General features: G+C 42.6%; 15 protein-coding genes and 1 other RNA gene. 4 read left to right on the top strand and 12 right to left on the bottom strand.

The features are described from left to right. Nucleotides 1-24: 24 nt before the first annotated feature. The gene (ispB, locus tag TPSD3_RS07970) at nucleotides 25-993 is read right to left on the bottom strand and encodes an octaprenyl diphosphate synthase (protein WP_086488031.1); all 969 of its coding nucleotides are present in this window, start codon (nucleotides 991-993) and stop codon (nucleotides 25-27) included. Nucleotides 994-1,114: 121 nt separating this feature from the next. Here ispB and TPSD3_RS07965 point away from each other — a divergent pair, with 121 nt between their 5' ends. Then, the gene (locus tag TPSD3_RS07965; protein ID WP_086488030.1) at nucleotides 1,115-3,670 is read left to right on the top strand and encodes a methyl-accepting chemotaxis protein; all 2,556 of its coding nucleotides are present in this window, start codon (nucleotides 1,115-1,117) and stop codon (nucleotides 3,668-3,670) included. 97 nt (nucleotides 3,671-3,767) lie between these two features. Here the strand turns inward: TPSD3_RS07965 and metH are convergent, their stop codons facing one another. The 9 genes from metH to TPSD3_RS07920 form a co-directional block, all read right to left on the bottom strand. Continuing rightward, nucleotides 3,768-7,484 (bottom strand): methionine synthase, encoded by a 3,717-nt coding sequence (gene metH / locus TPSD3_RS07960; protein WP_086488029.1) that lies wholly within the window; start codon nucleotides 7,482-7,484, stop codon nucleotides 3,768-3,770. An 81-nt stretch (nucleotides 7,485-7,565) separates the two neighbouring features. Continuing rightward, nucleotides 7,566-8,093: a transposase gene (locus TPSD3_RS07955; RefSeq protein WP_176329747.1), complete on the bottom strand. Its 528-nt coding sequence runs from the start codon at nucleotides 8,091-8,093 to the stop codon at nucleotides 7,566-7,568. Nucleotides 8,094-8,140: 47 nt separating this feature from the next. Beyond that, entirely contained in the window at nucleotides 8,141-8,596 is a 456-nt protein-coding gene (locus TPSD3_RS07950) for a helix-turn-helix domain-containing protein (RefSeq protein ID WP_086486665.1), read from the bottom strand. A 200-nt stretch (nucleotides 8,597-8,796) separates the two neighbouring features. Further along, complete coding sequence (locus tag TPSD3_RS07945; RefSeq protein WP_086488028.1) at nucleotides 8,797-9,294, bottom strand: cache domain-containing protein; 498 nt, start codon at nucleotides 9,292-9,294, stop codon at nucleotides 8,797-8,799. A 145-nt stretch (nucleotides 9,295-9,439) separates the two neighbouring features. Beyond that, nucleotides 9,440-10,108, bottom strand: a complete 669-nt coding sequence (gene hflD, locus TPSD3_RS07940; RefSeq protein WP_086488027.1) for a high frequency lysogenization protein HflD — start codon at nucleotides 10,106-10,108, stop codon at nucleotides 9,440-9,442. A 68-nt stretch (nucleotides 10,109-10,176) separates the two neighbouring features. Continuing rightward, nucleotides 10,177-10,529: a transfer-messenger RNA gene (gene ssrA / locus TPSD3_RS07935) on the bottom strand. Between the two features lie 60 nt (nucleotides 10,530-10,589). Further along, on the bottom strand, nucleotides 10,590-10,892 hold the full coding sequence (locus TPSD3_RS07930) for a sodium:proton antiporter (protein ID WP_086488026.1): 303 nt from the start codon (nucleotides 10,890-10,892) through the stop codon (nucleotides 10,590-10,592). 98 nt (nucleotides 10,893-10,990) lie between these two features. Then, nucleotides 10,991-11,686 (bottom strand): MnhB domain-containing protein, encoded by a 696-nt coding sequence (locus TPSD3_RS07925; RefSeq protein ID WP_086488025.1) that lies wholly within the window; start codon nucleotides 11,684-11,686, stop codon nucleotides 10,991-10,993. Between the two features lie 5 nt (nucleotides 11,687-11,691). Further along, nucleotides 11,692-11,940, bottom strand: coding sequence for a Na(+)/H(+) antiporter subunit B (locus TPSD3_RS07920; RefSeq protein WP_086488024.1), 249 nt, complete (start codon nucleotides 11,938-11,940; stop codon nucleotides 11,692-11,694). Nucleotides 11,941-12,113: 173 nt separating this feature from the next. On the opposite strand from TPSD3_RS07920, the gene ccoS reads away from it, so the two are divergent. Continuing rightward, complete coding sequence (ccoS, locus tag TPSD3_RS07915; RefSeq protein WP_086488023.1) at nucleotides 12,114-12,275, top strand: cbb3-type cytochrome oxidase assembly protein CcoS; 162 nt, start codon at nucleotides 12,114-12,116, stop codon at nucleotides 12,273-12,275. Nucleotides 12,276-12,314: 39 nt separating this feature from the next. On the opposite strand, the gene grxD is transcribed toward ccoS, so the two are convergent. Together grxD and TPSD3_RS07905 are read right to left on the bottom strand one after the other, a co-directional pair. Continuing rightward, nucleotides 12,315-12,650 carry a Grx4 family monothiol glutaredoxin gene (grxD, locus tag TPSD3_RS07910; protein WP_086488022.1) on the bottom strand — a complete coding sequence of 112 codons (336 nt, stop codon included), beginning with the start codon at nucleotides 12,648-12,650 and terminating at the stop codon, nucleotides 12,315-12,317. Between the two features lie 174 nt (nucleotides 12,651-12,824). After that, the gene (locus TPSD3_RS07905) at nucleotides 12,825-13,022 is read right to left on the bottom strand and encodes a hypothetical protein (RefSeq protein ID WP_086488021.1); all 198 of its coding nucleotides are present in this window, start codon (nucleotides 13,020-13,022) and stop codon (nucleotides 12,825-12,827) included. 26 nt (nucleotides 13,023-13,048) lie between these two features. Here TPSD3_RS07905 and TPSD3_RS07900 point away from each other — a divergent pair, with 26 nt between their 5' ends. After that, nucleotides 13,049-13,987, top strand: coding sequence for an ATP-binding cassette domain-containing protein (locus TPSD3_RS07900; RefSeq protein ID WP_086488020.1), 939 nt, complete (start codon nucleotides 13,049-13,051; stop codon nucleotides 13,985-13,987). Continuing rightward, nucleotides 13,980-14,765: an ABC transporter permease gene (locus TPSD3_RS07895; protein ID WP_086488019.1), complete on the top strand. Its 786-nt coding sequence runs from the start codon at nucleotides 13,980-13,982 to the stop codon at nucleotides 14,763-14,765. Before TPSD3_RS07900 ends, TPSD3_RS07895 begins: the two co-directional genes overlap by 8 nt. Nucleotides 14,766-14,781 lie beyond the last annotated feature (16 nt).

Below are 14,781 nucleotides of genomic sequence, written 5' to 3'. Positions count from 1 at the left end.
GCCAATAAAACCGACACACCACAACTAATACGTGCGGTGAATAGAGAAATGCGCCAAACCACGCAATGCCTCAACATAAGGCGAATCTGGCAAAATAGACAACGCAGCCACCGCTTTTTCAGCCTCAACCCGCGCCGCTTGCGCAGTATAATCAATAGCCTCCGTAGATTCAATGGCCGCAATCACCGCACCAATACAATCCCGCCCACCCTGCACAATCGCCTCACGCACCACCGCCTGATGCCCAGAACTCGCATGACGCAACGTATAAATTAAAGGCAACGTCGGCTTTCCCTCCGCCAAATCATCACCGACATTTTTCCCCATCTCCTCTGGAGTCGCACTGTAATCTAAAACATCATCAATCAACTGAAAAGCCGTCCCCAAGTGCATTCCATAACTCGCCAAAGCCATTTCCACCGCCGCGGACTGCCCCGCCAACACCGCCCCCAACTGCGCGGCCGCCTCAAATAACTTAGCCGTCTTAGAACGAATCACCTGCAAATAACTCTCTTCTGTCGTATCAGGCTCATGACAATTCAAAAGCTGCAACACCTCTCCCTCAGCAATCACATTCGTCGCGTTAGACAAAATATCCATCACCCGCATCTGCTGCACTTCCACCATCATCTGAAACGCCCTTGAATACAGAAAGTCCCCGACCAACACACTCGCCTCATTCCCCCAAATACTATTTGCCGTCTGCTGCCCACGGCGCAAAGACGACGCATCCACCACATCATCATGAAGCAACGTAGCCGTATGAATAAACTCAATCACCGCCGCCAGCATGATATGATCGCGCTGGCGATAAGCAGACGCGCCCGCACTCAACAATACCAACATCGGACGTAATCGCTTACCACCGCTGCTGATAATATAATGACTAAGTTGGTTAATTAAGGCAACATTAGATTGTAAACGCTGTTGAATCAAATGATTAACGGCTTGCATATCTTGACTGACAAGAGACTGAATCGCAGCAATATCCATAGATTAGTTTTAAGTGGCAGCTTAGTTTAGTTGAGCATGGACGACAGGAACGGGACCAAGCAAAAAACGCCTACAACCCATAAGTCCGACAGCAAATCAGTATCTCACAAAGGGATGTAACATGAAATCACTATTTACTTATTATACGAATTTATCTTTACAAAAACGCCTCATGGTCGCCGTGACCACCTTAATTTTCTTAATGGTCGCATTAATGACTTCATTTGTTAATTTTCGCCTCTACCATTCCACCTTAGAACACGCCCAACAAATTGCCAGAGAAGCCGCTTATCACTACAGCCATTTTATTGAACAAAGCCTAGAAACTCGACTCAGTGAAGCCAAAACATTAAGCACCGTTCTCAGCGCATTGATTAAAACACAAGACGTGAAAATAAACCAAGACAATATTGCGCTTATTCTACCTTCTTTTTTACAGCAACATGAAAGCCAGATAGGGATTTTATTACTATTAGACTCATCCCTGCAAGCGACAAAAAATGATTATTACTGGCGAAAAAACGCCACAGATGCCATGCCTTCAGTATCAAACATACCTGAATCCTACCGTCCACTGTATCAACAATTGGCGCAAACAAAAAAAATAATGTGGTTTAATCCTTCGGCGCATTTTGACCTTACTTTAATCCCTATTTTAGGAGAAAAGGGCGAGTTTCTTGGCGCATTAGGCATAGAAATAGCCCTGAGCGAATGGCAACGAAAAATTGAACAAATGGATATTAAAGGTTTTCCCGATGCTTACGCCACCTTATTTGACGAAGAAGGGCTTGTTATTGCCAGTAAAAATCACACACGCTATCGCCAATCCATTACCACTTATCAAGAACCTGATTTTACGCAGAAAGTATTGGGTAAAGACCATTTTTACCTTAATCGCCATTCTCAATTATTACAACAAAACATTTTAACTTATGGCGTTAAATTAGATTTAGAAGGTCATTTATGGACAATGACCGTCAACATTCCCCACACCTATTTATTTAGCGAAATGGAACGCCTATTATGGGGAATTATCATGATTGCGGTGATGACCTTGATTATGGCTATTTTATTAAGCTCTCGATTAGCCCGTAGCGTGGTGTTGCCATTAAAGCGAGCGATTGCAGTTTCTCAAGAAATTGCACAAGGTCGTTTAGACACATCCATTCCCAAAGAATCCAGCCCAGAAATGACACAACTCATGTCTGCTTTTGCCGACATGCAAGTGCGTTTAAAAGAACAACAAGATCGAGAACATCACATTATAGATTCAGCGTTACGCATTAATGCGGCATTAAATAACGTCACCACAGGAGTCATGATCACCAATTTACAAGGGCGAGTGATTTACGCCAATCAAGCAGCAATTCACCTGTTTAAAGAAAAACAAGAACTCATTCGCAATGACCTGCCCCAATTCAACGCAGATCACTTATTAGGAGCGGGTTTAGACATGTTCCACGCCCACCCAGAAGTGATTCACCAACGTTTATTGGCTTTAAAAACCAGCCAAAGAGTGACCATGGAAGGGAAAAATTATAACTTAGAATCCCACATTACGCCCGTCGTCAATGAACAAAATGAACGACTCGGCTGGGTGACAGAATTTAAAGATCGCACCGACGAATTAGCCATTGAACGAGAAATTGACGCAGTGGTGCAAGCGGCTGCGTCGGGTAATTTCGATTTACGCATCACTTTAAATCCCCGTTCTCACTTTTTTTACACCCTAAGCGAAGGGGTTAATAAAGTGCTAAATTATAATCAAGCCATTATTCGAGATTTAAACCGTGTTTTTTCTGCATTAGCCAAAGGGAATTTAAGCCAATCAATAGAAGGCAATTATTCTGGGGCATTAAATGACCTTAAAATAGACATTAACGACACCATTGAAAAACTCACGCGAGTCATGGCCGACATCAAACAAACAGTAGAATTAGTCAGTCAAGCCTCAAACGACATTGCCCGCGGCAATTCCAGCCTAAACGAACGCACCTTACAACAAAGCGAAGCACTACAACAAACCGCTGCCAGCATGGAACAAATGACCCGCACCGTACAACAAAACACCCACAACGCCAGCATCGCCAGCGAATTAGCACAACAAGCCTACGACAAAGCCCGCGACGGCACACAGGTTTTAAATCGGGCGATCACCGCCATGCAACGGATCCAATCCAGCAGCCAACAAATCACCGACATTATCAGTGTTATCGACGACATTGCCTTTCAAACCAACTTGTTAGCGTTAAATGCAGCGATTGAAGCCGCCCGTGCGGGCGAACAAGGGCGCGGTTTTGGTGTGGTGGCAACTGAAGTACGTTACTTAGCCCAACGTAGCGCAACAGCGGCGCGAGAAATCAGTGCCTTAATTCACGACACCGTAAAACAAGTGGCCGAAGGCGACCAATGGGTAAACACTTCAGGTAAGACGTTAGTGGACATCATGGAAGCCGTAAAACAAAGCAGTGACATTATTGCCGAGATCGCCCACGCGGGACAACAGCAAATTGCAGGTATTCACCAAGTCAACAAAGCCATCACCCAAATGGACAACATGACCCAACAAAACGTTATCATGGTAGAACAAGCCGCTGAAGCCAGTCATTCCCTGCATCAACAAGCAGTTACACTAGAAAATCATGTTAATTTTTTCCAAACCAAATGGTGTCAATGAGTGAATAACCTCGTCTTATTGCCTTCCTTAAACTCCACGACTCCGTGCTAAACGGAGAAAGTGGAGTACAATAACGAATACTAAAATAATTCTAAACTCACTCCCGATTTTCATACGCCAAAATAGACGCTAACCATTTTTCCATGTCAGCCATACTTTTTCCTTTGCGTTTGGCGTAATCGGCGACTTGATCGGCTTCAATTTTTCCCGTGCCGAAGTAGCGGGCTTCGGGATGAGCGAAATACCAACCCGACACAGAAGCCGTAGGATACATGGCGAAATTCTCCGTTAAATGTAATCCAATATGCACATCAGGTTGCAACAATTGCCACAGCGTCGCCTTTTCCGTGTGGTCGGGACACGCGGGATAGCCCGGCGCAGGACGAATCCCCCGATAGGCTTCCGCAATCAGTTCTACATTAGTCAACTCCTCTTCAGGCGCGTATCCCCACCAATTCTGTCTTACTTCTTGATGTAAACGCTCGGCAAACGCTTCTGCCAAACGATCCGCTAAGGCTTTTAACAAAATACTACTGTAGTCATCTTGTTGCCGTTCAAACCGTTCAATATGCGCCTCAATACCAATACTGGTTGTCACCGCAAACACGCCTAAATAATCGGCTAATTGCGTCGTTTTTGGCGCGATAAAATCGGCTAAACATAAATTAGGACGCTGGGCATCTTTTAACGTTTGTTGCCGCAAATGATGCAACACCGTTAATACCTCTTGACGAGTCTCATCCGTATATAACTCAATATCATCTTCAATTCGATTCGCGGGAAAGAAACCAATCACCGCTTTTGCAGTCAACCAATTTTCTGCAATTAAGCGATCCAATAAAGTTTGCGCATCTTGATACAATTGTCGTGCTTGTTCACCGACAATATGATCGTCTAAAATTTTAGGAAATTTCCCTGCCAATTCCCACGCCTGAAAAAACGGAGTCCAATCAATATAATCACGCAAATCAGATAAGGCATAATTTTCAAAAATGCGAATGCCTAAAAAACTCGGTTTAGGTGGCGAATAAGCAGACCAATCTAATGACATTGCATTGGCACGCGCTTGGCTTAACGTACATTTTTTCCGTTGCGATTGCTGGCTTAATCGTTGTTCTCGAATTTTGACATATTCTTCTCGAATATTTTTAGCATAATCTGCTTTTAAATCATGAGATAACAAACTCTGCGCCACGCCCACCGCTCTCGACGCATCTGGCACATAAACCACAGGATGATCGTAATTAGGTGCGATTTTCAACGCCGTATGAACTTTGGACGTGGTCGCACCACCGATTAATAAAGGAATGCTAAATTGCTGGCGTTGCATTTCTTTCGCCACATGCACCATTTCGTCTAATGACGGCGTAATTAAACCCGATAATCCAATGATATTGCAGTGTTGTTCTTTAGCGGTTTTTAAAATGGTTTCTGCGGCCACCATTACGCCTAAATCAATCACTTCAAAATTATTACATTGCAACACCACGCCGACGATATTTTTACCAATATCATGCACATCGCCTTTAACCGTCGCCATTAAAATCTTGCCTTTAACGGCTTGTTCAATGCCTAATGCGGCTTGTTGGGCTTTTTCGGCTTCAATATAAGGTAATAAATAAGCCACGGCTTTTTTCATAACCCGTGCCGATTTCACCACTTGCGGTAAAAACATTTTGCCCGCACCAAATAAATCGCCCACCACATTCATGCCTGACATTAAGGGGCCTTCAATGACTTGCAAAGGACTTTGTAATTGAGCGCGAGCCAATTCCGTATCTTCTTCAATAAAATCAGTAATGCCTTTGACTAAAGCATATTCTAAACGTTTCTCAACCGATTCATTACGCCACGTTAAATTAACTTTAGTGTCTTGTTGCGCGCCGTCTTCACGATAACGATCTGCAATTTCTAATAAGCGTTCTGTGCTGTCTTCACGGCGATTTAAAATCACATCTTCAACGCGATCTCGTAATTCTGTGGGTAAATCTTCATAAATCGCCAATTGTCCTGCATTGACAATGCCCATGGTCATGCCTGCGCGAATGGCATGATATAAAAACACGGAATGAATCGCTTCTCTAACCGCATTATTACCACGAAAAGAAAACGACACATTAGACACCCCACCAGAAATTAATGCGTGCGGTAAATGCTGCCGAATAAACGCAGTGGCTTCGATAAAATCAACGGCGTAATTATTATGCGTATCAATGCCCGTAGCAACCGCGAAAATATTAGGGTCAAAAATAATATCTTCCGCAGGAAATCCCACTTGCTCCGTTAATATCTGATAAGAGCGGCGACAAATATCAATTTTTCTTTGATAAGTATCCGCTTGTCCTAATTCATCAAATGCCATCACAATAACCGCCGCACCATAACGGCGAATTAAACGCGCTTGTTCAATAAATTTCGCTTCACCTTCTTTGATAGAAATCGAATTAACAACGCCTTTTCCTTGAATGCACTTTAAACCCGCTTCTAAAATCTCCCATTTAGAAGAATCAATCATGATCGGTACGCGAGCAATATCAGGTTCTGAAGCGATTAAATTTAAAAAACGCACCATCACTTCTTTAGAATCCAGCAAGCCTTCATCCATATTAATATCAATGACTTGTGCGCCATTATCCACTTGTTCTTTAGCGATTTCTAAAGCAATATCAAATTGTTCTTCTTGAATCAATTTTTTAAAGCGGGCAGAGCCTGTGACATTCGTTCGTTCTCCCACATTGACAAACAGAGAATTTGCAGTAATATTGCACGGTTCTAATCCCGATAAACGACAGGCAGGCTCAATATCAGGAATCGCACGCGGGGGATAAGATTTAACCGCTTCGGCAATCGCGGCAATATGCGCAGGCGTAGTGCCACAACACCCGCCGACAATATTTAAAAATCCTGATTCAGCCCATTCTTTTAATTGGGCGGCCATTTGCGCGGGAGATTCGTCATATTCGCCAAATTCATTCGGCAAACCCGCATTGGGATGGGCAGAAACATAGGTATTGGCGAGATGAGAAATTTCCTCAATATGTTGTCTTAATTCCGCCGCTCCCAACGCACAATTAAAACCAATACTCAACGGCATCGCATGGCGTATTGAATTCCAAAATGCCGCCACCGTTTGACCCGATAAAGTACGCCCTGATGCGTCGGTAATCGTACCAGAAATCATAATGGGAAATTGGCACTGGTGATCGTCAAAATAACGCATTAACGCAAAAATCGCCGCTTTTGCATTTAACGTGTCGAAAATGGTTTCAATTAATAAAATATCCGCGCCACCTTTCACCAAACCATGCGCCGCTTCATAATAAGCATTAACCAATTGATCAAAATCAACATTACGATAACCGGGATCATTCACGTCAGGCGAAATAGAAGCCGTGCGATTGGTCGGCCCCAATACGCCTGCGACAAAACGCGGACGATCTGGCGTTTGCAAAGTGATTTCATCGGCAATTTCTCGCGCAATTCTCGCTGCGGTTTCATTGATTTCAGCCACCAAATTTTCCATTTGATAATCTGCCATCGCAATGCGCGTGCTATTAAATGTATTGGTTTCTAAAATATCAGCCCCAGCCAATAAGTATTGTTGATGAATCTCACGAATAATATGCGGTTGTGTCAGCACCAATAAATCATTATTTCCCTTGACATCACAGGGCCAATCTTGAAAACGATCCCCACGATAATCCGCTTCCGTTAAGCGATAAGATTGGATCATCGTTCCCATGGCACCATCTAAAATTAAAATGCGTTGGGCTAATTGGTTTTTTAATAATTCAGTTCTGGTTTTATTTGACATAACAATACTTTTTGGTTGAAATTAAATGAAATATACCAAAATTATGTGAGATATAAAAACAAATTAAGTTTTAATATCTACCTAGATATTAGGTATAAGATACTGTTTAATTTTATTAAACTTAAACACTTTACCTGACAAAAAGGTCTCAAACATACTAGTGACTTCTTTAAAGCTTGATAGACGATGAAAATTCTTTCTGACCCAATTCTTACCTTGAAGCCAAATATCCTCGACTGGATTTTGCTCTGGGGCATTGGGCGCAAATCTTAATAAACGAACTTTCCATTCTGATTCTGGAAGTCCCCCATTTAATTTCTCTAAATAAGTTCTTAAACCTTCAGAACGATGATAACTTGCACCATCCCAAATAATCACATGACGGGCTTCTTTATATCTGTAAATGAGCCAGTTAATAAAGTCTATCGTATATTTTGTATCAGCTTTCTTTGCCCTATCTAAAATAAATTCTCCCGTATAAATATTCACCGCTCCATACCACGTTTGAGAAGTGCGATAATTACTCATCTTTATTGACGTTCTTTCTCCTTTTTTCGACCAAACATAACCACAAATATCTCCCCACAACTGATGGCTTTCGTCTTGCATCCAGTACATTACCTCTCCACTTTCTATCTGTTCACGCTCCTTATCTATTAAATCCTTAATCTCTTTTTTTTAGCTTCTACTTTTACCTCATCTTTTGCCGAATTCTCTTTGTGTGTCTTCTTATAACTTAAATTCGCTTCTTCTAATAATTTAGTATAAGAAGTATTTGAAGAATAGAAAACATCATACTCCTCTTTTAAGTATCTCTTTAGTTCCTCTATTGTTATTGTCTTCTTTTCTTGTATCCAATTAATCACATCTTCTCGTTCACGCGGCTTTAAATACCCTGGTGAGCCTTTATACGCTAACTTTAATCCTTCAACCCCTGACGCTAAATAAATGGCTTTCCATTTATCCACAAATTGCACACTGACACAACACGCTAAAGCCGCTTCCGCACGCACAAAACCAAGCAAAGACATTCTTACTGCCATCGCTCGCTTCACTTCTCTCGCTTCACCTGTTGACATTAATTCTTCTAAATCTTCATATCTTTTGTTCATTATTCTCTCCTATTTGAAAAGTATTATTATACGACTCTGAAAAAATTGGTATAGTTAAACACTCATCTTGTATTTATTCAAGATTTTCTCTCGTCCGCGCTCCCGCGTTTGTTGAATATTCAACTAAAAAAGCTCAAAAAAACACCGCCAGTCAATAATAACTGACTGGCGGTGTTTATTTTTGGCATCAAAATAAGTGATTATTTCAATGCGGCATTCAATTCATCAACGGTGGCTTCGTCAGTGTAAATGCCCGCGCTGACTTGATAAGTCGTGCCTGCAACCGCTAAAGCATAAGACAGTTTTTCTGAAGGCTCTTCAGCACCGGGCTTTGGCCACATGTAGCTTACCCAACCGCCAGTTTCTTGTTTGCCCGCTTCGCACAGCGCAACAAACAGTTCTTTGCCTGCTTTGTCCTTGATGTGCATGACAGGTTTACCGGCCAAAGTGGGGTGGGCTAAGGCTTGATCGGCTTCGCAGTCGTAAACAAAAACATAAGTGTCTTTCCACGCCCACTTGCTGTCTTTGCCTTGGAACGCTGCGATACCGGCTTCGCCTGCGCTGGATAATTCTGCGGCAGCCGCTTTTACTTTTTCTACCACTTCAGCAGCGGTGGCGGCTTCTTCTGCGAAAACGTTGGCAGAAAAACTCAAGCTCAGGGTTAAACCAGCAACACCGATCAATGATTTTAACGTCATAAGTTAGCTCCTTTGGTTAGATTATTATGTGTAATATATAGAGGGGAAAGTTTGCTGTGAACAGCATCCACCGCAAACGATGCCATTGTACTGGCTTGTGCCAGAAACTGCAATGTATCTGCAATTGTATTGCAAAATAATTTATCTATTCCCGCGGCGGGTGAATAATCCGATCCACCACATTAATTTGTTCTAAAAACTGTTGGGTGGCGCGTAAAATTTTTCCACGAGAAAACAACAATTGTAAGCGTGTTCCGCCCTTTTGCCGCCATAACACGGCTGAACGCACGCCCGCTAACAGCAATGCGCGCACTTTATCGGCATTACTGGTGTTTTCTAAATAGCGTGGTTCTCCGCTGACTTGAATACGATAATCAAAGGTGCTTAATGTGTTGGAATATAAGCGTGCCATTTGTGTCACAACTTCGGGATGAGCCACCGAGCGCGTTTCAGCGAAGGCGCGAATGTCTTCGATCCCTTCTCCTAAGCGCGACAATACGTCTGAGCGTTTGCTCAACTTGCGTTCCAATAAAATAGCACCCAACGCATAACGCATGGCTTCCATTTCTCGCTTGCGACTTTCGGGAGTGGGATCGTTACGTTGCAATTGGCGAGACAAGGCAATCAGACCGCATTTCAACCCACTTAATTCGCCATAAACCGCGACAATGGAGTCTGCATTGACTTGTAAAATACTGTACAAACTGCTTTCAAAAGGGGTTTGATCGACCAAACCTTGTCGTGCCACCGAGCGAACCAGCTCGGCTGCTTGAAACACGCCAGCAAGCGCGAGGGTACTTTCTTCGATGCTCATAGAATGCGTTGCTATCCGATCACTTTTGTTATCGTTACTGATGAGGTCAAGACAGGAAAATTCAGAATTGGTGGAGGCGGCGGGAATTGAACCCGCGTCCGCGAACACTCCGCCGTTGGCTCTACATGTGTAGCCGCGTCAATGATTTAACCGCCAGCATCCCGACGGGCAGGGCGTACTGACGGTGAGTCTGGAACTTTTTAGCCCATCCACCCCAGACAAGTGAACATAGCGATCCGATTCAATGTTACCCCTGAAAATCCGCGCAGAAACGGCACGTCGCGGCCAGAGGCTGGCTATTTAAGCAGCCAGAGCGTAGTTGTCGTCGTTGGCAACTAATTGTTTGCAGTAGATTTACGAGGGACTGCACCTCGACATGCACCTCTGGTTTTGCCACCCGCGTCGAAGCCAAGTCGCCCCCATAATGAGATTCAGTTTCCAAGTCTAGGCGTTTTTTTAAGATTATGCAAGGGATTTGTGTTTATGAGTTTTCTTCTGGCAAATGAGTTTGTCCACTGAGGCGATAAATCCGTCGCGCCAGCACCAAAGCCAATGCCGTTGCACTCACCGCAATCACAATTCCCGTCAACACCAAAGCATGAGGCAAGGCATCTATTGCAGAAAAATCCCGCGCCGCCGCCGCAATGAGTACCATAAAAACCCCGCTGCCTAAGATATTTAACGCGATAATTTTGCGCAACAAATGTCGATCTCGAATCAACGCAAAAAAACTAAAACACACCAATATCATGCCTACGATAGCGTATAAAGTGGATACCGTCATTTTTTCTTTTTCCTTAATGAAAACCCGCCGCGCTATTTTAATATTAATCCCTTAACACATTGAGACAATCGCCTAAATATAACTGGTTTTGGTTCATCTTAATATTGTCCGTTTTTCTGCCAACAAACCCCCGGCGATCCCACAAATAACAGCAATAATGACATGGCAATAGATACCGTTAAACTGGCTTCAATTAATAAAATTAATCCCCCTGCCCAAGTCGATGGATAAGTTAATAATTCCCCTTGACTCCACATCACGGCCACGCCCACGCTTGCAAAAACCAGTAAACCAATTCCCAATAAATAGCGTACTGCGGTATCACTTTTTTCCTTTGCCTGTATAGCACCGCTCAACCGAAGTAAAACCCCCGCACCACTCAACACCGCGCCCGCTTGAAATGCGCCGCCGCTGGTATAAGCACCTGCCCACAGCAAATAAGCCGCCGCCAACACCAATACTGGCACGTTTAACGACAACATAGGTGTCAACAAAGGCGACAAAGGCGGCACATTCGTCAAAACACAGTCAGCAGCCTCACAATGGGCATGAAACACCGTCCACCCCCCCAACACCGCTAATAGTAACACGGAAATTTCTAATAATGTATCATAAGCGCGATAATTTAATAATACCGCAGTGACGGGATGAGCCACTCCGCTATGTGACAAATTTTGTGTCACTAAAGTGGGAATGTCCATCACTGGCGATGGCGGCCAAGCCCACACAGCCCAAATCAAAATTCCTGCCCAAAAAATTAATAATAACGTCGATAATTGCTTGATAATAAACATTATTTTTACTCCTTTGAGCGGGAAAAATCCCGTAATGCGTCCAAAAACAACGCACCCGTTAAACCTGCGCCAATTGCCGCTTCAGCCAAAGCCACATCCGGTGCCGCCAAGCGCGCCCACGCCAATGCCAACAATAAACCAAACACAATAAACATTAATACAGAACGTAATAAATTTGGATGGGTCAACCCCTGCCAAGCCGTCCACAACAAACTTGACACCAAAAATAAATCAAACCAAATTAAAAATCCCATGATCTCGACAGCCACCTTATGTTTAGTGTGATATTTAAGTGGAATAAAAATAATCTGTACCCATAGAATATGGTGGAAATGTGCTAGAAATAAATACTATTTTGACTTGAAATAGTCCTAAAATGACCAGATAACCTGAGTGGTTATCCCATGTGGCTTTAAGCGGAGAAATTATGGATATTTTGTATTTATTAATTCCAGTTTCACTGGTTTTTATTGCGTTAATTGTGTGGATTTTTATTTGGGCGATTCGTTCGGGACAATTTGATGACTTAGAAGGACCCGCGCACGAAATTCTCATGGACGATGAAGAAAATTCTCATCCTAAAAAATAACCGCTACATAACATGATAAATAGCGGTTATGCAGCTTTATTACGCCTCTTTATTTTGCTTTTTATGAATTGCCGCTTCTAACATGGGTTTTAATTCACCTTTTTGTAGCAATTCTAAGGTAATATCGCACCCCCCAATTAGCTCTCCATCCACATAAATTTGAGGAAAAGTCGGCCAATTGGCAAAGCGAGGGAGATTTTGAAAAATCTCCGGATCAGTTAATACATTGACATAAGCAAATTCAAAACCACACGCATGTAGAGCTTGTGCGGCACGATTGGAAAAACCACATTGCGGCATCTGGGGCGTGCCTTTCATGTAGATAATAACGGGATTATTGGTGACTTGCTCTCTGATTCTTTCCAAAATATCCATAAAAAATAACTCCTCACGTTTTAACAGGTTTTTAGGCTAAGTTCTAAGTGGTTCTTAGCCAAGTGAAAGGGGTATGTAAGGGTTGTTGGTGATTTTTTCAAGTTAAGGGCGATTCTAAATTAAAAAGATAAGTTTCAATCTAAAATCGCAATGCACACCAATACAGGCCATTGCTTATTGGCTTAACTCTGGGGTTTTATCAGAAGATGAATCTTCTTTTTTAATTTTTTTTGCTAACAAGGCTTGTAACATCGCTTTTTCTCGTTGTTCAGCCGCTTGTTTTATTTGGCGGTGTTTTCTCCAAGTATAAAAGGCAGTTAATACCGCAATAATCAGCAATAGCCAAAAAATAAATAACATCATATTTGTCATTATATCACCTCTGAGTTTTTATTCTCATGAACCATTATTGTGAATCGGTTATTCAAGCGCGAAATTTGACCAAATGTTATGGGGAACAATTGGTTGTAAATTCGATTAATTTTCAAGTGCGCCAAGGCAGTTGTTGCGGCATATTGGGACCCAATGGTGCGGGAAAAACGACCACGTTAAAAATGTTAGTCGGCCACACCTTGCCGACTGCGGGAGAATTGTCTGTTTTGGGCTATACGATTCCCAATCAATCACGACAGTTACGGCAAATTATTGGTATTGTACCCCAGCAGGATAATCTCGATCCTGATTTCACCGTCACGCAAAATTTGCAGATTTATGGGCGATATTTCGGATTGAATGCGGCTACTTTAAAAAAACGAATTCCAGATATTCTCAGTTTCGCTACTTTGGGACATAAAGCCAATACCCTAGTCACAACATTGTCGGGCGGAATGCAACGCCGTTTGTCGCTGGGACGGGCGTTAATTAATGAACCGCAATTGGTGGTATTAGATGAACCGACCACGGGATTAGACCCGCAAGCTCGGCAATTAATTTGGCAGCGATTGCGACAGTTAAAAATGCAGGGATTAACGTTAATTCTCACCACGCATTATATGGAGGAAGCAGAGCGGCTTTGTGATGATATTATTGTGATGGATCAGGGAAAAATTTTAGAACAAGGCGCGCCGCAAGCGTTAATTAAGCGTTATATTCCGCCGCAAGTGGTTGAGGTGCATGGCACGCATGTAGATGCTTTAGAAAGGTGGCATGAGGAAGTCGGTCGTCGTTTTAATTTAAACAGCGAAATAGTAGGCGATACGCGATTTTATTATGGTGAAAAAGTGATTTCATTATTAGATTCATTAAGCGAACAATCAGATTTACGTTATTTGCATCGTCCTGCAAATTTGGAGGATGTTTTTTTAAAATTAACAGGGCGAGATTTACGTGATGATTAATTTATTAGAACTGTTTCAATGGCGTTGGTTTAGTGTGTGGTTGCGTAATTTTAAAGTGTGGCAAAAAAATTTAATGCCAGCCTTGTTAGGAAATTTTGGTGAACCGGTGTTAATTTTATTGGCATTAGGGTATGGTTTAGGCTATTTTGTAGAAAGTATGGAGGGAGTGCCTTATTTGTCTTTTTTGGCTTCGGGAATTTTGTGCAGTGGCGCGATGCAAACGGCCAGTTTTGAAGCCCAATATTCCGCTTATACGCGCATGAATGTACAGCACACTTGGCGCGGGATATTAGCCACGCCTTTAGATATTCAGGATATTGTTTTTGGTGAAATTTTTTGGGCAGCTACCAAAAGTTTCATTCATGTCACTGCTGTTTTAATTGTGGCGGTACTATTGGGTGCAATTGACAGTGTATGGTCAATTGTGGCATTACCTGTGCTATTTCTGGCAGGATTAACTTTTGCCAGTATGGCAATGGTGATGACCGCATTGGCAAAAAATTATGATTTTTTCCTTTATTATCAAACACTTTTATTAGCTCCAATGATGTTTTTAAGTGGGATATTTTTTCCACTGTCGAAAATGCCAGAGTTAATACAATCTTTAGTGTGGTTATTACCGCTCATACATGTGGTGGAATTGGTGCGTCCATTATTGCTTAATCAGGCTCTGCCTTCAATAGATTATATATTATGGCATTTATTGGTTATTGCGATTTATGGACTGGTTTTTTTTACCATTGCCTTCATGTTATTACGGCGGCGGTTATCCCAATAGCGTAAGGAGTTTTTTT

The organism is Thioflexithrix psekupsensis, assembly GCF_002149925.1.
Lineage (GTDB): Bacteria > Pseudomonadota > Gammaproteobacteria > Beggiatoales > Beggiatoaceae > Thioflexithrix > Thioflexithrix psekupsensis.
The sequence above is the reverse complement of the archived record's forward strand: the minus strand, read 5'-3'. Positions and strand labels throughout refer to the sequence as shown.